General features: G+C 43.0%; 20 protein-coding genes. 14 read left to right on the top strand and 6 right to left on the bottom strand.

What is annotated here, in order from left to right; all coding sequences use genetic code 11:
* Both mnmH and LN893_RS17615 read right to left on the bottom strand, forming a co-directional pair.
* Positions 1–1032: a tRNA 2-selenouridine(34) synthase MnmH gene (gene mnmH / locus LN893_RS17620; RefSeq protein WP_229972398.1), complete on the bottom strand. Its 1032-nt coding sequence runs from the start codon at positions 1030–1032 to the stop codon at positions 1–3.
* Positions 1032–1745: a pyridoxine 5'-phosphate synthase gene (locus tag LN893_RS17615; RefSeq protein ID WP_229972396.1), complete on the bottom strand. Its 714-nt coding sequence runs from the start codon at positions 1743–1745 to the stop codon at positions 1032–1034. Before LN893_RS17615 ends, mnmH begins: the two co-directional genes overlap by 1 nt.
* 204 nt (positions 1746–1949) lie before the next feature.
* Here LN893_RS17615 and LN893_RS17610 point away from each other — a divergent pair, with 204 nt between their 5' ends.
* The 14 genes from LN893_RS17610 (at position 1950) to LN893_RS17545 (ending at position 15679) form a co-directional block, all read left to right on the top strand.
* The gene (locus LN893_RS17610) at positions 1950–2411 is read left to right on the top strand and encodes a GatB/YqeY domain-containing protein (protein ID WP_229972394.1); all 462 of its coding nucleotides are present in this window, start codon (positions 1950–1952) and stop codon (positions 2409–2411) included.
* A gap of 595 nt (positions 2412–3006) precedes the next feature.
* The gene (locus LN893_RS17605; RefSeq protein ID WP_229972392.1) at positions 3007–3525 is read left to right on the top strand and encodes a CvpA family protein; all 519 of its coding nucleotides are present in this window, start codon (positions 3007–3009) and stop codon (positions 3523–3525) included.
* A gap of 148 nt (positions 3526–3673) precedes the next feature.
* A complete protein-coding gene (locus LN893_RS17600; protein WP_229972390.1) occupies positions 3674–4243 on the top strand; it encodes an anthranilate synthase component II in 570 nt (189 codons plus the stop codon).
* A 49-nt stretch (positions 4244–4292) separates the two neighbouring features.
* Positions 4293–5069, top strand: coding sequence for an alpha/beta fold hydrolase (locus LN893_RS17595; RefSeq protein ID WP_229972389.1), 777 nt, complete (start codon positions 4293–4295; stop codon positions 5067–5069).
* On the top strand, positions 5066–5734 hold the full coding sequence (locus LN893_RS17590; protein WP_229972388.1) for a CBS domain-containing protein: 669 nt from the start codon (positions 5066–5068) through the stop codon (positions 5732–5734). Before LN893_RS17595 ends, LN893_RS17590 begins: the two co-directional genes overlap by 4 nt.
* Before the next feature lie 10 nt (positions 5735–5744).
* Complete coding sequence (locus tag LN893_RS17585) at positions 5745–7139, top strand: POTRA domain-containing protein (protein WP_229972387.1); 1395 nt, start codon at positions 5745–5747, stop codon at positions 7137–7139.
* A gap of 10 nt (positions 7140–7149) precedes the next feature.
* Positions 7150–8040 carry an NAD kinase gene (locus LN893_RS17580; protein WP_229972386.1) on the top strand — a complete coding sequence of 297 codons (891 nt, stop codon included), beginning with the start codon at positions 7150–7152 and terminating at the stop codon, positions 8038–8040.
* Positions 8041–8158: 118 nt separating this feature from the next.
* Positions 8159–9154 (top strand): DUF6089 family protein, encoded by a 996-nt coding sequence (locus LN893_RS17575; protein ID WP_229972385.1) that lies wholly within the window; start codon positions 8159–8161, stop codon positions 9152–9154.
* Between the two features lie 47 nt (positions 9155–9201).
* The gene (gene porG, locus LN893_RS17570; protein WP_229972384.1) at positions 9202–9966 is read left to right on the top strand and encodes a type IX secretion system protein PorG; all 765 of its coding nucleotides are present in this window, start codon (positions 9202–9204) and stop codon (positions 9964–9966) included.
* A 59-nt stretch (positions 9967–10025) separates the two neighbouring features.
* On the top strand, positions 10026–10769 hold the full coding sequence (gene uppS / locus LN893_RS17565) for an undecaprenyl pyrophosphate synthase (RefSeq protein ID WP_229972383.1): 744 nt from the start codon (positions 10026–10028) through the stop codon (positions 10767–10769).
* An 8-nt stretch (positions 10770–10777) separates the two neighbouring features.
* Positions 10778–13255 carry an outer membrane protein assembly factor BamA gene (gene bamA / locus LN893_RS17560; RefSeq protein ID WP_229972381.1) on the top strand — a complete coding sequence of 826 codons (2478 nt, stop codon included), beginning with the start codon at positions 10778–10780 and terminating at the stop codon, positions 13253–13255.
* A 12-nt stretch (positions 13256–13267) separates the two neighbouring features.
* Complete coding sequence (locus LN893_RS17555) at positions 13268–13888, top strand: OmpH/Skp family outer membrane protein (RefSeq protein WP_229972379.1); 621 nt, start codon at positions 13268–13270, stop codon at positions 13886–13888.
* Between the two features lie 61 nt (positions 13889–13949).
* Positions 13950–14561: an OmpH/Skp family outer membrane protein gene (locus LN893_RS17550; protein WP_229972377.1), complete on the top strand. Its 612-nt coding sequence runs from the start codon at positions 13950–13952 to the stop codon at positions 14559–14561.
* An 83-nt stretch (positions 14562–14644) separates the two neighbouring features.
* Entirely contained in the window at positions 14645–15679 is a 1035-nt protein-coding gene (locus tag LN893_RS17545; protein WP_229972376.1) for an RluA family pseudouridine synthase, read from the top strand.
* 189 nt (positions 15680–15868) lie between these two features.
* Here LN893_RS17545 and LN893_RS17540 read toward each other — a convergent pair whose 3' ends face one another.
* The 4 genes from LN893_RS17540 to LN893_RS17525 form a co-directional block, all read right to left on the bottom strand.
* A complete protein-coding gene (locus LN893_RS17540; RefSeq protein WP_229972374.1) occupies positions 15869–17464 on the bottom strand; it encodes a tetratricopeptide repeat protein in 1596 nt (531 codons plus the stop codon).
* A 45-nt stretch (positions 17465–17509) separates the two neighbouring features.
* Positions 17510–18457, bottom strand: coding sequence for a PstS family phosphate ABC transporter substrate-binding protein (locus LN893_RS17535; protein WP_229972372.1), 948 nt, complete (start codon positions 18455–18457; stop codon positions 17510–17512).
* On the bottom strand, positions 18444–18698 hold the full coding sequence (locus LN893_RS17530) for a hypothetical protein (RefSeq protein ID WP_229972370.1): 255 nt from the start codon (positions 18696–18698) through the stop codon (positions 18444–18446). The genes LN893_RS17535 and LN893_RS17530 overlap by 14 nt, the downstream gene beginning before the upstream one ends.
* A 264-nt stretch (positions 18699–18962) precedes the next feature.
* On the bottom strand, positions 18963–19211 hold the full coding sequence (locus LN893_RS17525; protein WP_439651225.1) for an energy transducer TonB: 249 nt from the start codon (positions 19209–19211) through the stop codon (positions 18963–18965).
* Between the last annotated feature and the right edge of the window lie 95 nt (positions 19212–19306).

Here is a 19306-nt window from a genome sequence, read left to right as displayed (position 1 = left end):
TTAAAGTAAGTTTTGCTGCTGGGCAAACTGAAGTACCCGCTGAGCATTTTCTTCTGGGTTAATACTTTCGAGGGGAAGTATTAACATGCGCTGCTTTTTAGCCAGTTCGTAAGTATAGCACTTGTCGTAGTAGGTGAGGGCTATTTCCACCATCTTCTCCATATCGTCTGCTGCAATGGCTTCCAGGGCTTCTTTCGTGGCCAAGCCACCCAAGCGTTTCTTGATTCGAAGGATGGCGGCTTCGAGTAAGGTTTTGTCGGTGCGGCAGTATTCCTCGGCTAATTTCTGTACACGTAGCTGCTTCGGCACTTCCAGCACGATGGTGGGGGCTTGCTGCATTTGGTCGTGGAGGGGCTTGGGCAGCACTACTTTGCCAATGGTGATATCCTCATCCTCCAGCCACAGCGGTTGCTGCGTGTTCAATTGTATCAGTTCTGTGCCCAGCAGGTTCTCAAAGTGTTCGGTGCTGGGTTGCGCAGGCATGTCTATACTTCCGAAAGAGGAGCCTTTATGGCTGGCTAGCTTTTCTAAATCTACTACTTGCTGGCCTAGCTGCTGCAGGTGGGGGAGCAGGTCTGTTTTGCCGCTTCCCGTTAGTCCGCCCAGTATAAGCATGGGCCTTTGCTGCTGAAACTGCTCGTGCATGAGGTGGCGGTAAGCTTTGTAGCCGCCCTGAAGCAGATGTACTTTAAAACCTGAGAATCCGAGAAGCCAGGCCATGGCCCCGCTGCGCATGCCGCCGCGCCAGCAGTGCACCAGCAGCTCCTTGTTTTGAGCCAGCTTCTCCGCCTCCCGTACAAAATCAGCCATCTTGGGGCCAAATACATCCAGGCCAATAAGCACCGCTGGGTCGTGACCTTGCTGCTTGTAAGCGGTGCCTATCACGGCACGTTGGTCATCATCAAAAATAGGAAAACTATGCGCCTGCGGAATATGGCCCACCTGGTATTCTTTGGGAGCACGCACATCCAGCACAGGCAGCTGCGCCGCCTTCTCTAAAAACTCCTCAATACTAATATTGTTAACTGCCATTATTTAAGCTGACGCAGGTAAAGTTGTATGGTGTTCTCCAGGCCCAGGTACAAAGCATCGCAGATCAGGGCGTGTCCTATACTTACCTCGGCCAAGCCTGGCAGGTTATCTTTTAGGTACTTCAGGTTGTCCAGGTCCAGGTCGTGGCCAGCGTTTAAGCCTAGGCCTAATTCCTGCGCCTTCAGCGCGGCTGCTACATAAGGTGCAATGGCTGCTTCGCGGTTCTGGTGGTAACCTGTGGCGTACGCCTCAGTGTAGAGCTCGATGCGATCTGTATTAACGGCAGCGGCACCTTCCACCATCTTTTCATCAGGATCAACAAAAATAGAAACACGTATGCCTTGCTCCTGCAACTCCTGAATCACATCCGTTAGAAAGTCCTTGTGCCTGATCGTGTCCCAGCCAGCGTTGGAGGTGATGGCATCGGGCGCATCGGGTACCAGTGTGGCTTGCGCGGGCTTGGTTTCTTTTACCAGTTTCAGAAAATCGGGCGTTGGGTTGCCTTCTATGTTGAATTCTGTCGTCACGATTTCCTTCAGGTCGTACACGTCGCGGTAACGGATGTGGCGTTCGTCGGGGCGCGGGTGCACTGTAATGCCCTCGGCACCGAAACGCTCGCAATCCTTGGCCGTCTGCACAACATTTGGCCTGTCACCGCCGCGGGCGTTCCGAAGCGTGGCTATTTTGTTTATATTTACACTCAGTTTAGTCATGATAGGTTTTTCGGCTTTAAAAGCTGTTTTGTACTTGAAAACAGCGCATAGAAGTTTATACTTGCTTTGCGCTACGGATGACTAAATTTATGGAAATTTTAGGAAGATGAGAACCTATGGCCCTGGCTATAGTTCCGTATAAACACAATGCTGCCGTGTATGCTGCAGTAAATCAACTATAAAAGTATAAACTACCTTATAACTATGAGTTTAAAACAACGCATTGATGCTGACATAAAACAAGCGATGTTGGCCAAAGATAAAGCCCGTCTGCAGGCCCTGAGAAGTATAAAGTCGCAGATTTTGCTGGCCGAAACCGAAAAAGGCGGCGACGCAGGCATAAGCGAGGACACAGAAATGAAGCTTTTGACAAAAGCAGCCAAGCAGCGCCGCGAGTCGGCAGAACTGTATGCCAAGCAAGGCCGTGCTGATTTGGAAGAAGTTGAACTGGCAGAACTGGCCGTAATTGAAGATTACCTGCCAAAGCAGCTGGACGAAGGCGATTTGCGTGTTCGTTTGCTCGAAATTATAAACCGAGTAGGCGCTACAGGCCCTTCCGATTTAGGTAGAGTAATGGGCGTTGCCTCTAAGGAACTGGCAGGACAGGCCGATGGCCGTGCTATTTCTTCTGCCGTAGGCCATTTGCTGAACAATACTGATTTTTAACTTTTAGACGCAGGACACAGGACGTAAGACACAAGACTTTACCGCTCGCCGTTGTTGTGTGTTTATAACATCCTCTGCTGCTGCTCTGGTTAGGAAAGGCCGAAAGCTAAGTTTGAAAAATAGTAACGTTCGAAAGCCTTCGCCGTTGTTGCGTGTTCTCACCAACAACCGCATTTAGTTTGGGAGCAGTAACAGCCTGTTTATCTTTCAAAGTGTGAAGACTATGCTTTTTAGTTGCATAGCACCCGACATGAGGTTTTGTTGTTGGTGAGAACACGCAACAACGGCAGAGGGGTTTGGCAGTGTGGCAGCAGTCACAGTTCTAGATTTTCTGATCCGCGGGTTGCTGTAGTTGGTACACGGGATCTGGAGATCACCAACAGTTTACTTTCGAATTAAGAAATCCGAAAGAGCAGTAGTAAACGTTAGCTTTGGATTAAGGGATTTAGTTCTCATTCGTAATTCGGAAAAGCCGCATGTCTTTTTCCCTTTTTTAGTGAAGAGGAATTATTTTAGTCCAAAATTTTATACATTGCCGCATTGGTTTTTGCCAGTGCGGCAATTTTTTTCAATAAAGATTATTCGATTACACACCGTGAATACATTAGATATTTTTCTGGCTATTCCGATTGCATACGGCGCGTTTCAGGGGTTTAGAAAAGGACTGTTGCTGGAACTGGTGTCGTTGGTGGCGCTGGTGCTGGCGATATTGGGTGGATTGAAGCTACTGGATACGGCGCTGCCTGTAATGGCTGACATGCTGGGCGATGTGCACGGGCTACTGCCTTATGTTACGTTTCTGCTAGTATTTATCGCCATTATTCTGCTGATACACTTAGGTGGCCTGCTGCTCAAGAAAGTGATAGATTTTACTCCCTTTGGCTTTTTTGACAATTTTATGGGAGGCGTGCTAGGTGCTCTGAAGTGGTGTGTGGCGCTAAGCCTGTTGCTTTACGTGTCGGATATGGCAGGTATAAGTGTTTCGCCAGAGACAGCCACAGCCTCTACTGTTTACCCAGTTGTTTTAAAAACAACACCTTACGCACTCGATATTCTGAGCTACGTGCTCCCGTTTGTAAAGGCGCTAATCACTTCCTTCAAACATCATTTTTAATGTGCTGTAGGTAATTGCTGATTTTTGATGTGTTCATTTGCTAGTAGAGGGAACATCATGCATTGAACTAAATAGCCTCCTTATCTCATTAAGCAACTAGCCAATCAATTAGCACATTATCCAATTACCACATCAGTACATTAAACCCATGCTTCTGCTGCTCGATAATTTTGATTCCTTTACCTATAATCTGGTCGATTATTTTGGTAGATTGGGAGTAGAAGTGCAGGTGGTGCGGAATGATGTGCCATTAGCCGATATTAACCGTTTGCCCATAAAAGCCGTTGTATTATCACCAGGGCCAGGTACACCCCAACAGGCAGGTTGTATGATGGATTTGATTAAGCATTATCACGCTAAAGTGCCTATGTTGGGAATCTGTTTAGGGCACCAGGCCTTAGGTTCTTTTTTCGGGGCAAAGGTGGAGAAGGGGCTAAGACCGATGCACGGAAAACTTTCAGAAATAACCTGTGTCGAGGATGCTGTATTTAACGGACTGCCCCAGATCATGAATGTCGTACGCTACCATTCGCTGGTGCTGAAGCAGGTGCCTGAAAGCATTGTACCACTGGCGCATACACAGGAGGGAGAGTTGATGGCATTTAGGCATAAATCACTGCCGTTGTATGCGTTGCAGTTTCACCCAGAGGCGGTGCTTACGACTTATGGTTTAAAAATGCTTCGAAATTGGGTATCAATTGCTAATATTGTAAATTAAAATACCGAATCTAGTTAAAATCACGTTATAGTAAATAGTTTCTCACACGATGGATCTACAGGTCAGACAAGAAGGCGAATATCAGTACATAGACGAGGGGCAGGGTGAAGTTTTGTTGTTGTTGCACGGGCTCTTCGGAGCGTTGAGCAACTGGAACGGCGTAGTAGATCATTTTTCCCAGAACTACCGTGTTGTTATTCCGCTGATGCCGATCTATGAGATGGCACTGCATAAGGCTGGTGTACCAGGGTTGGTAAATTTTGTGGAGGGGTTTGTGAAACAACTGAAGCTAAAGGACCTGACGCTGCTCGGAAACTCGCTTGGTGGCCATGTGGCATTGGTTTATACCTTAAATAATCCTGAGCAAGTAAAGCGTCTGGTGCTAACAGGAAGTTCTGGTTTGTTCGAGGATTCTATGGGAGGTTCTTTCCCGAAGCGTGGTAACTATGAATATGTGAAGGAGCGTGTCGGCTATACGTTCTACAATCCTGAAACAGCTACGAAGGAGTTGGTAGACGAGGTGTTTGATATCACCAACAGCAACTCTAAGTGCCTGCGTATTATAGCTATAGCCAAATCGGCGCAGCGGCACAACATGGCGAAAGATATTACAAACATACAGGTGCCTACACTGTTGATATGGGGACTAAATGACACGATTACGCCACCGTTGGTAGCACACGAGTTTAACAGGCTCATGCAGAATTCCGAATTATACTTTATAGATAAATGCGGACACGCACCAATGATGGAACATCCAGAGAAATTTAACAGTATCTTAGAAAAGTATTTAAGTAAAACTCCTATAACCGAAACAGCAACATGATTGCAGAAGAACTCATCAACCAAATGATTCCGCCGCTGAAACTCTACGATACCGTAGAGAAAGCTTTGCGTTGGATGGATGAGTTCCGTGTAAATGAGTTGCCTGTGGTTGGTAACCGCAAGTACTTAGGTTTAGCTACCGAATCTAATTTAATTGAGCTCTCGGATCGCAATCAAACATTGAAAGAAGTGAAGATGCTGGAGTACCAGGATGTGCATGTGATGCACTTTCAGCACTTTTACGATGTCATGGAGGCGGCCATCAAAAACAAAATTCAGGTGGTGCCTGTGCTCGACGAGACACAGGATTATATGGGCATCATTACCATAAACGATACGATTGCGGCTTTTGGGCAAATGTCGGCGCTGCAGGGGCAGGGCAGTATTTTGGTTCTTGCTATGCCAGAACGCGATTACTCTCTAAGCCAAATCAGCCGCTTGATTGAGGAAGAAGGTACCAAAATTTTGAGCGCCTATGTCTCGCCAGATGAGCTGGACCCTTACAATATTAAGCTTACCCTGAAACTGAACACAACTGATCTTTCCCGCATCATCGCTACGCTGGAGCGTTTCGAATATCGTATCACAGCACAGTTCAACGACGGTTCCGAATACGATGTAGGCCGCGATAGGCTGGATCTGCTGTTCAAATACCTCGATATCTAGTGCAGGAGCGGTGATAAAACTGCGCTTTTTCTTTTTTATATTCTTGCTGCTGCTCACCCAGGCAGTAGCAGTAGCCAAGCCGTGCCAGGAGTCTGAGGTGGTAATCAGCAACATCAATTTCGAGGGCAATGATATCACCAAAGAGCAAGTATTGCTGCTGGAGCTAACGTTTCAACCTGGCGATACGATTGCAACTGAAAATCTGGAGGCTGTGCTGGAGGAGAGCCGTATGCGTCTCTTTAACCTAAGGCTCTTTCTGCATGTAACGTATAATTACACCTGCGATGCAGGAAGAGTAAGTGTTACGTACCAGATGCAGGAGCGCTTTTATCTTTACCCTACCCCGATATTTGATATAGCAGACAGAAATTTTGCTGCCTGGCTCGAGAAAAAAGACTGGAGCCGTTTAGACTATGGGTTTAGCGTTGTACGCAGAAACTTTAGGGGGCGCAACGAAGATGTGCGGGTGCGGGTGCAGCGTGGTTTCAACAAAAGGCTGGAGCTTTCGTACCGTAAACCTTATATTAGTCGGAAGCACAAGTTAGGTTTAGATGTTGGTGTTTCAGATTACCGCAGCCGTGTGATTGACTACCAAACCGCAGGCAATAGACAGTACTTTTTTGAGCAGGAGGAGAGAGTGCCAATAAAAAGAACAGCCGCATCTGTAGGCCTTCTGCACAGAACAAGCGTGCAGCGGCAAGAAGGCCTTAGAGTAACTTATCAGCAGGAAGTCATATCAGATTCTGTTGCCGTTCTTAATCCTGATTATTTTCGGGAGGGGCTAACAGAAAGGCAGTTCCTGCGACTGGACCTGTACAAGGTGGTCAATTTGCGGGAAACTTTCTCGTACCCACTAACAGGTAGTTACTTCGAAGTGGCGCTGTCGCATACATTTTTCTTGCGTAATTCAGGTGCTCCGCTTACAGCTTTGCGGGCTAAGTACGTAGACTACTTCAGGTTGAATGATAACTATTACTACACCATCGGAGCCGAAGGAATGGTGAAATTAGCCAACCAGTATTCCTACACCGACAACAGGGCCCTGGGCTTTCGCTCTGTGGTACGCGGCTATGAGTTGTATGTGATAAACGGGCAGCATTACGGTCTTCTTAAACAAGGGCTATCGCGAGGGCTGCTAAGAAACAGGCAGATTCACCTTAATTTTATAAATAACCCTAAATTTAACAACATACCTTTGTCTGTGTACCTAAATGCGTTTACCGATGCTGGGTATGTGACAGATAATAAGTTTGAGAACACTAACCCTTTGGCAAATCGCTTGTTGTACGGCGGAGGCCTGGGGTTGCATGTGGTAACATTTTATGATATTGTGCTAAGAGGAGAGTATGCGCTAAATCGTGAGGGAGACAGAGGGGTATATCTTAGCGGCAGCTTTCCGTTCTAAAAAATAAAACATGAGAATTGCTATACTTGGTAAACCATTCAATGAAACTATCTGCCCTTTTATTCAAACACTTTTCGATGAGTTGGTGCGAAGAAAGGCCGAGTTATCGGTGGTGGAGCATTTTAAAACATATTTAGATGAAACTACTATCAACTTACCGACAGGTATCCAAACCTTTACCCGTGGCGATAGGCTAGATGGTGTAGACGCGGTTCTGAGCCTGGGAGGTGATGGAACATTATTGGACACAGTCACCTACATTGGCGAGCAGCAAATTCCGATTCTTGGTATCAACACAGGCAGGCTTGGTTTTCTGGCTACCATACCTTACGATAGCATTACGCTTGCATTAGATGCTCTTTATAAAGGACATTATACTATAGATAGCCGTGCCCTTATCCGCGTAGATTCGGACCAGGATATTTTTGACGGAATAAATTTTGGGCTGAATGAGTTTAGCGTGTTGAAACGAGATTCTTCCTCCATGATTGCCGTACATACGTATATTGATGGTGAGTACCTTAATTCCTACTGGGCAGATGGATTGCTCGTAGCTACTCCGACAGGCTCTACAGGTTATTCGCTAAGTTGCGGTGGGCCTTTGGTGCTGCCCCAGACAAATAACTTTGTTATATCACCCGTATGTCCGCACAACCTGAACGTACGCCCTATGATTGTCTCAGATAAGAGCGTTATTTCTTTTGAGGTGGAAGGGCGTAGCAGCACCTATCTTGCTTCCTTAGACTCCAGAGCGGTGCCAGTTGACATGAGCGTGCAGTTAGCCATTAGAAGAGAAAACTTTACAGCGAACCTAATAAAATTGCATCATGTAAACTTTCTTTCTACGCTGCGTAGTAAACTAAACTGGGGCATGGACAAAAGAAACAGCATTATTAAGTAATTGATATTAAATATTTTTGATGTTATTTACATAATAAGCAATTATCACTATTTTTGTAGCTTATGTTAGGGAAATAAGAAACCTAATATATTGTTGCAATGCATATAATAAAAGTAACATGAAAAGAAATTGTACCCTCATTCTATTGTTGGTTACTACCTTTCTCCTTATCTCCTCTGTAGCGGAAGCACAACGGTGGAACAATAGAAGGCGCTATAGCTCTTTAGGGGTAAGTCTTAACGCAATGAACTATTTCGGCGATATTGTGCCTGAGCCAAACTTTACCAGCTTCAGGTTTAAATCTACCCGAGCTAACGTAGGCCTGCACTACACACAGAGGTTCTTCCCGAGGGTATCTGGTAGAGCTAGTTTACACTGGGGGCGTTTAGTTGGAGACGATGCGCTGAGTGCCTCAGAAAACGAAGCTGAGAATGAGGGCCGTTTCAGACGTAATCTTTCCTTCAGAAACGACATTACAGAATTAAGTGCTGTTGCAATTATAGATCTTTTTGAGAACCGCAGCGGCTACCAGCGCCGCCCTGATTTTGTGCCTTATGGCTTTATCGGTATTGCAGCGTTTCATCACAACCCAAAGGCATACTATGAAAGAGGATCGCACCCAGAGTTGTCTGAATCAGATGATATACCAACAAGATGGTATGCCTTACAACCGCTAGGTACAGAAGGACAATATGCAGAGGGTGAAGGTTATCCCGATCCTTACAAGCGCATACAGGTAGCAATTCCGTTTGGCCTTGGTGTACGTTACAAGCTTGACAGACATTGGGACCTTAGCTTTGAGCTAACCTGGAGAAAAACTTTCACAGATTATTTAGATGACGTTAGCGGTAGCTACGCAGACAAAAGTGATATCTTAAGTGGCGGTGGCAGTAACCCTACAGCAGCCACAATATTATCTGATAGAAGTGCAGAAGCTTTTCCTGGACTTGCAACAACTGACCCAAGTGATGAGCCGTATATGCGTGTCCCTGGCTACGGTACTTCTGATAATCCTTTCCGAGGACATTCTGATAATAAAGACTGGTATATACTTACTGGTGTTCATATCAACTATGTTCTCGCACCGAGGATTAGAAGTCCGAAGTTTAGATAATAGAATGATCAGAGGATCGTTCTTTTCCTAAACCTCATAAAGTTTACATGATATCAAGAAACAGTATTCAGGCACTCCTTATTTGTTTAGTTATTCAAATAGGGAGTGCTTTTTTTAGCTTTTCTGCGCTGGCTCAAAGCCCTGTAACTACAAGCGAATTAGGCGTTGGAATAGGTGGAGCGAATTATAAAGGTGAGCTTGCACCAAACTACAGGTTTCTGAATAACCAGCCTGCTTTTACTGTTTTCTACCGTCGAGATATTTCGGCACCCATCACACTAAGAGGAGGCCTGATGGGGAGCCACCGCATCCTAAATAATAATACCATTGGCGATAAATCGTATGATTTGCCATTGCCTAATTACAGGCAAGCCGAGATGCGTCTGAGTTTAGCTGAGGTTTCTGCTGTAGTAGAATATAATTTCCTCGATTATTATGATATGAGGCAAAGGACAAGGGTGTCGCCTTACTTTTTTATAGGTGTTGCTGGGCTGCTCTACAATGTGAAAACCTCTTTTGATAATCCACAGCTATCGTATTTGAATGATGCTTACAGAACAACGTTAGCAGTGGCTGTTCCCCTTGGTGTAGGTATAAAGTATGCGTTAAGCAAACACTGGAACCTAGGGCTTGAGTTTGGGGCCAGAAAACTCTTTAACGACCGCCTGGACAACCTTACAGGGCAGGACGAAAGAATATCTAATCCGCATGATAATGACTGGTATTATTACAACGGAATTAGCCTATCCTACACTTTTTACAGAATTAATTGCCCACCTCCTTATCGTAAACAGCCTGGTATCCTAGATTAACTATCTTATTTTTCATGAAATTATCTTGCTTTTTGTAACTTGCAAGGAAATAGATATACATGAATCTCAGGGAAAACGTTGATTTAAACAATTTACCTAAGCATATAGCCGTTATCATGGACGGAAACGGACGTTGGGCGAAGAAGCGGGGTGGATTACGAATATTTGGGCATCAGAGTGCAATTACAGCAGTACGTGAAACAGTAGAGGCAGCAGCCGAGCTAGGTGTGGAATGCCTTACCTTATATGCCTTTTCAACTGAGAATTGGTCTAGACCAGCTATGGAAGTCTCTGCTTTAATGCAGTTGTTAGTTTCTTCCATTAGAAAGGAAGCCTCAAAGTTAAATAAAAATAACATTCGGCTAACAACCATAGGAGACACAGCCTCTTTGCCTGCAGCATGTCAGAATGAGCTTAAAGAAGCCATGGAGATGACGAAGGACAATACACGGATGACGCTGGTGCTAGCGCTAAGCTATAGCGGACGCTGGGATATAACACAGGCAGTGCAAAAAGCTGCCAGAGATGTGGCGCAGGGGAACTTGAAAGAGCAGGATCTTAATGAAAAAGCTTTCGAGAAATACTTGTCTACCGCAGGTTTACCAGATCCTGAGCTGTTGATTAGAACGAGTGGTGAACAAAGAATAAGTAACTTCCTGCTTTGGCAGTTAGCTTATACAGAATTATATATAATGGAGTTGCTCTGGCCCGACTTTAGGAAGGAGCATCTTTATGAGGCAATTTTAGCTTACCAAAACCGAGAACGGCGCTTTGGCAAGACAAGTGAACAACTAACGAAGTAAAGATATTAATGATTAGATGCATTTGGGTGCTTGTGTTTCTGATGATAGCTGGCACAGCCTCGTCTCAAGTTTTAAACAACCCTTCACAAACAAACTCCATTGATTATGCACAGCCTCAGCAGTACACGCTTAGAGGGATAGACGTGCAGGGGTACAAATTTCTGGATCCTAATGCTGTAATAGCTGTTACTGGTCTTAAGATCGGCGACGAAATTACTGTGCCTGGTGAAGATATCAGCAGAGCTATACAGAAACTGTGGGATCAGGGCCTTTTAGGAGGAGTTGATGTACTGGTATCGCGCGTAGAAGGAAATGATATTTATCTTACTTTTAACCTGAAAGAGCGCCCACGCCTTTCCAGGTTTACGTTTTCTGGTATACCTAAAAGCCAGCAGGATGCTTTGAAAGATAAGATTACACTGCAACGAGGCAGAGTAGTAACAGATGCAGTTCTTAATAGCACCCGAAATGTTATCAAAAGTTATTATCAGGAGAAGAGCTACCTGAACGCTAAAATAAATATTGTTCAGCGGCCAGATTCCCTTCTGCCTAACAGTGTGGTGCTTAATATAAATGTTGATAGAGGCGATAAAGTTAAAATCGCTGATGTAGAGTTTATAGGCAACGAATCTTTTACAGAGCGTAAGCTCCGCAAGCAGTTAAAGAAAACAAAAGAGAAGCGTTTCTACAAAATATTTACATCCTCTAAGTTTCAGCAAAGTGCATATGAAGATGATAAAGAAAACCTGCTGAACTTCTATAGGTCGCAGGGCTATAGAGATGTTTTTATTGTTTCTGATTCTGTATATAAGGTAAGTGAAGACAGGCTGGCAGTACAAATCACAATTGACGAAGGCTCGCGCTACTACTATCGGAACATAACCTGGAACGGTAACTATATTTATGACGATGCCTACCTTTCCAGAGTATTAGGAATAGAGCCAGGTGATGTTTATGACAAAGCAGAGCTGGAAAAAAGACTGACGTTTAACCCAACTGGTGTCGATGTATCTGGTCTGTACCAAAATGACGGATACTTATTCTCTAGCATAGAACCTGTAGAGGTAAGAGTGGAAGGAGATTCAGTTGATATAGAGCTAAGAGTTTTTGAAGGAGCTCAGGCAACTATAAGCAAAGTAAATGTAACTGGTAATACTAAAACCAGCGATCATGTTATTCTTCGTGAAATCAGAACATTACCTGGGCAAAAGTACAGTCGTGAAGACTTGATTCGTACAAGAAACGAACTGGCTGGCCTTGGGTATTTTGACCCTGAAACCATTGGCCTGGTGCCAGTGCCAAACCAGGCAGAAGGTACTGTAGATATTAACTATAGTGTGGTAGAGCGTCCGAATGACCAAATAAGCTTGTCTGGTGGTTGGGGTGGCCCAATTGGAGCAGTAGGTACCGTAGGTCTTACTTTAAATAACTTCTCTACACGCAAACTTTTTGATTTGTCGGAGTGGAGACCACTGCCGAGCGGCGATGGACAGCGCTTGGCACTTAATGTGCAGGCAAACGGTAAATATTACCAATCCTACTCGCTATCATTTACGGAGCCATGGTTGGGTGGCCGCAGAGCGAATGCCTTTTCGGTAAGCTTGTATAAAACGATAAGAAGAATTCCTGGTTCAGAAAACGATAGTAGGTTAAATGTAGATGGTGTTTCTGTAGGATTGAGCAGACGCCTTAACTGGCCAGATAACTACTTTATCATGAACCACTCATTGTCTTATAACAGGTATGGCCTAAATAACTATGCTTTGTTTACAGACTTTGACAATGGTAACTCAAACAGTATTTCATTTGTGAATACTTTATCTCGTTCTCAAATCGATAATCCGCTGTTCCCAAGGTCTGGCTCTCAACTCTCTTTGAGTGTAAACCTAACGCCACCTTATTCTTTATTTGCTAACAAAAAGAATAACTACGAGTTTGTTGAATTCCATAAATGGATGTTTGATGCCTCATATTTCATAAACTTGGCAGGAAATTTGGTGTTGAATACAAGAGCACACTTTGGCTTCTTAGGAACTTATAGCTCCGCAGCTAATGTTGGTCCGTTTGAAAGATTTAAATTAGGTGGAGCTGGCTTAGGTGGTGGCAATATCTTTGTAGGAACAGAATACATTGGCTTAAGAGGTTATGAAGATGAATCTGTTGTGAACAATGCCAATCAGACACTCTTAAATGCTGGTGGTATTGCTTTTAATAAGTATGTAATGGAGCTAAGGCAGTTAATATCTCCTAACCCAAGTGCAACCATTTATGGTTTAGCATTTTTGGAAGCTGGTAATAGTTTTGGCTCTTATGACCGTTACAACCCGTTCAAGGTTTATCGCTCAGTGGGTGTAGGTGCCCGTGTTTTTATGGCCGCATTTGGCTTGCTAGGGTTTGATTATGGCTGGCGCTTAGATGATTTGCCAGGTCAGCAGGATGCAAAACGAGGTATGTTCCACTTCATAATCGGGCAGCAGCTTCGTTAAGAAGGAATTAGTATGAAGAAGTTTTTGTTTCTCTTTTTGTCAGGCTTTTTGCTAACGTTTGTTTCGCAAGCGCAGAAGTTTGGGTATATTGATTCCAACTTTATTTTAAGCAAAATGCCTGCCTTTACAAAAGTGCAGCAAGAACTAGATAAACAGGCTGAAGTTTGGCAGCGGGATATCGAAAACATGCACCAAGGGGTTGAGAAGCTCAAGCAAGAGTATAAGGCTGAAGAGGTGCTGTTGACGGAGGAAATGAAGCAAAAGCGACAGTCTGATATTGCTAAGAAAGAAGCAGAGGCTCGCGACTACCAACGAAAGGTATTCGGATATGAGGGCATGATGTTCAAACGCAGGCAAGAACTTATAAAGCCGATACAGGACCAGGTTTTTGAGGCTATTGAAAAGGTAGCTAAGTCAAGGCAACTGGCCATCATGTTCGATAAGTCGGGCGACTTGGTGATGATTTATACAAACCCTGTGCATGATTATACAGAGTATGTATTAGAGGAGCTAGGTCTGGGATCTGGCAATGCGCCTGGTAAAAAGCCAGTTCAAAGTATAGTAGATGACCCTGACGATTTGCCAATAACAGGCGGTGAGCAGCAGGATAACCGTAATGCTTCAAAACAATAATAAATTTTATATTAAGTAAGTCTAACAACTAAAACTGAATTTATATTAATTAACCAACCCAATGATGAACAAAATTAAAACATTAGTAGTAGCGTTCTTGTTGATGAGCTTTGCTTCATTTGCACAGACTGAGGGGCAGCCAGTAAAGATTGGTTACACCAATGTGGAGTATATTCTGTTGCAATTGCCAGAGAGCAGACAAATTGAGTCAGAATTGAAGACTACTAGTACTCAGCTTGAAAATCAGTTAAAAAATAAGTATGCGGAATACGAAGCAAAACTGAAGGCTTATGAGCAAGGTGCTGCCGCTATGGATAAAGTAGTACGCGACGACAAAGAAAAAGAGTTGATGAACTTGAACAACTCAATTCAAGAGTTTCAGCGTAATGCACAGGCCTCTTTACAGCAAAAAGAAAAGTCTTTAGTTGACCCAGTTATCGCTAAGATTGACAAAGCAATAAAAGATGTAGCGAAAGAGAATAATTATACTTATGTGTTCAGCAATCAAGCTTTGCTTGCTGGTCCAGAAGAAGGCGATATCTCTCCGCTTGTGCTTAGGAAACTTGGTGTAGACCCTGCGAAAGCTACAGCAGCGCCAGCAGCTGCTCAGACTCCTGCTAAGCCTGCTACAACAGCACCAGTGAAAACTTCAACTGCTAAGAAAAAGAACTAAGTTCTAAAAATATAATAACTTTACGGGAAGCCGAAGTATTTTACTTCGGCTTCTTTTTTTGTCCTTACCAAAATTAAACTAGAGTGGCTGAATACTTAGAGGAAGAAGATCATTCAGAAGAAAACGATGAGCTTTATGAGCATCATCGAATTGTAGTGGATAAGGGGCAGGCACTTCTCCGTGTGGATAAGTTTCTGATGGACCGCTTGCCCAACGTTACCCGCAACAAACTGCAGGAGGCTATCAGGTCAGAATCGATACAGATTAACGGCAAGCCAGCTAAGGTAAGCTACAAGGTAAAACCTCAGGATGTAATTACTATTGTATTGCCTGAAGCACCAAGGGAAACAGACATTTTACCTGAAGACATTCCGTTGGTTATACCTTATGAAGATGATGACTTACTGCTAGTAAACAAGCAACCAGGCATGGTCGTACATCCAGCCTACAATAATTGGACAGGCACCCTTGTAAATGCATTAGTATACCATTTACAAAACCTACCTACAACTCGTAATGGCGCTGGCCGCCCAGGGTTGGTCCATCGCATAGATAAAGACACCTCTGGCTTATTAGTTATAGCTAAAACGGAGTATAGCATGGCTTTCTTGGCTAAACAATTCTTCGACCATTCCATTGAAAGAACCTATTATGCTATGGTTTGGGGAGTACCAGCCAATGATACAGGTACTATTGTGGGGCATATTGGTAGAAGCGTAAAAGACAGAAAGGTGATGACTGTTTATCCTGCGGGAGATTATGGGAAACATGCTGTTACACACTACAAAGTTCTGAGGCGGTTTAAGTATGTGTCGTTGGTGCAGTGTAATCTAGAAACAGGAAGAACGCACCAGATCAGAGCTCACATGAAGTATATGGGGCATCCCCTTTTTTCTGATGCAACATATGGAGGAGATCGGATTATATATGGAGCTCCTAACGGTACTTATAAATCGTTTGTAGAAAATGCATTTAAGCTAATGCCAAGGCAGGCTTTACATGCCAAGTCTTTAGGCTTTATACATCCAGTAACAAAAGAATTTATGCAGCATGATTCTGAGCTGCCAGATGATTTTAAAGCTTTGCTTGATAAGTGGGCTTTGTATGAGGATCAGTAGTATACAATAGAAAATACAGTTGTAATGGCTGTGTGTAGTCGTATGTAAAGTCTCAATTTAAAATAAAGTAATATCATTCTTCTGTTTTATGAAGTGATTACAAGCTTCAGTTGAGGTTATCATATATCAACAAAAAGGGCTGACCATATGATATGGTCAGCCCTTTTTGTTGATATATGATATGTTTAATTACTTTTGTGCAGTAACACCAAGTTGCTTTAATGCTTCTGTTGCTCCCTCATGCTCAGGGTTCAAAGTAAGCACTTCCTGGTAATGCTTCGCAGCATTTTGCTTTTCCTTGTGCAATAAGTAATAATAGCCTAAGTAGGTGTTTGCTTCAACTAACTCCTTCTTATACTTATCCTTCTCGTTGCCAGCTAGCTTAATAAATTCCTCATACATAGGCTTAGCAAGGCCTTCTTCTGTTTCAGGGTCTTGGCTAGCTAATGCTTGGGCTCTCCATAAGTAAGCGTAAGCATATGTAGGGTTAGCTTCAGTAATTTTAGTATAAGTTGAATCTGCTGCTTGGAAGTCTCCTTTCATCATATGAATTCTACCGATATAGTAGAAGTCAGCAACAGCAGGCTCTGCATTCTCACGCTTCTTCTCGTAAACTGCAATCGCTTTATCAAATTGCTCGTTCTTGATATAAAGGTTTGCTAAGTCAGTGTATACCTCCGTTCTGGTTGGCTCCATAGAGATGGCTTTCTCTAAGTTAGCAGCAGCTTCCTCTGCTCTATCTGTTTTGGCTAAGATCTTGCCATAGTATTCATAATCTTTAGCAATTAGTTTACTCTTGTCTATTTTGCTAAAGTAGTTTTCTATGGATGCAAGCGCTTGTTCTGGTTGATCTTTCTCCATAAAAGAGTAGGCCAGTAAGCGGTTCATTACAGTATTGTTCGGGTCTGTTTTCAGAACTTCCTGTGCAACATTGATTGTTTCATCGTAATTCTTCGTCAGGAACAGGAACGAAGCATATTTAGCTTGTGTTTCAGGCGTCTTTTCAGACATGTCTACATATTTTTTGAAGGTAGACAGTGCCTTGTCGTATTGCCCTGCAAAATAATATAACTCACCCAGGTCACGATAAGCTGGAGCATAGTTAGGGTCAACCTGTATGGCTTTATTATACTCTTCTTCAGCTACAGGGTAGTTTCTAGACGAAGTATAAATTTGGCCTCTTTTCAGGAATGGCACAGCGTTCTTGTCATCCAAGGTTACAGCCATGTCATAGTTAGATACAGCTTTACCTGCATCTTTCAATTTCATGTACGCATCACCAAGAACGATATAAGTAAGTGGGTTCTTGCTATCGCGAGAAACAGCTTGCTGTAAATATTCAACAGCTTTGTTAAGATCTGCCTGAGAAGCATTTTCTGCATCAACATAAGCTTCAGCAACCATTGTTAACACATATGGATCTTTCGATTTGCTCAGCTTAAGAGCTTGAGAAAAGTTTTCCTGTGCTTTAGCCTTATTGCCTTGCTCCAAAGCTAACTTTCCTAAACCAACATAGTTTATAGCTGATTTGTTATTCTTCGCGATACCTTGGTTAAAGAAATAAGCAGCTGAATCTGGCTTATCAGTTCTTAGGTAAACATCACCTAATCCGAAATAAGCATTATCAGCATTTTTGCTGTTTAATTGAGATTTATATATTCCTTTTGCTTGCTGATATCTCTCTAATTCTACTGCTCTTCTTCCTGCGTCTCCTGATTGAGCGAAAGCAGAAGCTGCTGGGAATGCTGCCGCCATCAAAAGAATATACTTCCAATTATTTGCCATTTTTGTTTTAGTTATGATTGTAAAGTTTAGTTTATTGTTTTGGGCTTACTTCCTTAGTCCTATTATACGTACAGGCATTGTAGCTGGTACAAGTCCTGATTTAAGAATTATTCGTTGGCCCTGGTCTCCTGCTGCAAAGGATGCAAAACCTGTGCCAAGCCCCGCACGTCCCTCTATATTAATAATATATAAGTTTCTTGTTAAAGGATAAGTTCCCTCAGCTATATAAGCCTGGTAGGGCTGGTAATAGCTTTCAACTGATTCAGGGTTAGCTTCTTTGCTTATTCCCACCACTTTCACTTTGTTTCTGAAACCTACAGATGTTGTATCATCGGTATCACTAATCCAGTTAACGCCAATAACCCCTATAGCATTGTTGTTCTCAGCCACATAATCTATTAAAGAAGTATGGGAGTTAGAGGCATAAGTATTTTTTGGTAAGTCCTGGCCAGCAAGCAACGAGTCTTTTACAAATCTTGCTGTGCTAGAGCTGTTATTATCAAAAACAATTGTAATATCCTGCAAGTTACTTGAAGAATTTGAATTTTTCCAGCTTGTTGTATTGCCACTAAAAATGCTTTTTACCTGGTCAAGTGTTAAAAGCGAATCAGGATTATTATTGTTTACTACAAGTGCTACTGCATCTATCGCCAGTTTTGTAGATCGTGGAATCCTATTCTGCTTCTCAAATACAGTTCTTTCTGATTCATTTAAGTCCCTTGATAGAACAGCCACTTTTACACTATCGTTCAGAAGGTCTTGAATTACTGCACCTTCTGGTTTATAGTTGTCCGTTATTTCAGCGTATTTGTATATACCTTCAAATGTTTTAACCTGCGATTCAACGATAGGCTGAAATGATTCGTCAACACTTATAGTCACTTCTCCAGATGTAGGTGTATTAGCTGGGGTGTTTGTGCTGTTACCACAGGAGCTTAGCAAAATAGCGGATGCTAGGGTGGCCAGCACTGTTTGTACTTTAAAATCTGCCATTGCTGTTGCTTGAGTTACTTTTATAAATACGAATAAACCTAACTATACCATACAAGATAAATACTCCTCCAAGTATCCATCTAGCTGTTTCAGAAATATTGATGTTCAAATATCCAGGGTCAGCAAAAATGATGAATACTCCTAGAGCCACATAAATGAGTGTCATGAGCATACCAAAATAACGAGCTATTTTACTAAAAACGCTGTTTTGAGGTCGCTCTTCTCTTTCTGGTCTTAACATGTAGTTCTTTTACTTCTTAATTTTTTAAAAATAGCGTTCTAACATTAAAAATAAAAGCAGATGCCAATATAGTATATTTTGCATCTGCTTTTACTATGTTGGTATTTAAATTAAGTTAAAACTACTGAGTGTTGTAGAACATTGCAGGCAAACTTTCTTATTTCAGTCTTATGTTAGATGGCCTATACTCTACCTGTGCAAACTTTGTACCAGCACACGCTTCCGTTCTTTTCATCTCCTGAATACGCTTTTTTGCTTCTTTTGTTATTCCTGAATTTGTTGCGGTACCTTCCTCTTTTTAAATACTTTAAGATTAGAGNATTTGATAGTAAATCTTACTGGTAGGTTAAATCGTACTGGTACGGCTCTACCGTTCTGCTTTCCTGGGTTCCACTTAGGCATCGCCTTCACAGCCCTGATCGCTTCTTCGTCTGTTCCTCCTCCCAGTGATCTCACTACAGAGATGTCAGATATAGCGCCATCTCTACCTACTGTAAAGGAAAGAACTACCATACCTTCTATACCTGCACGTTGAGCTGCAGCAGGGTAACGCATGTTCTTGCCTAACCACTTCAACAGTTCTCCATCACCTCCAGGGAATTGTGGCA

The organism is Pontibacter harenae, from assembly GCF_020907245.1.
Classification (GTDB): Bacteria; Bacteroidota; Bacteroidia; order Cytophagales; family Hymenobacteraceae; genus Pontibacter; species Pontibacter harenae.
This window is presented reverse-complemented; position numbering and strand designations above follow the sequence as displayed.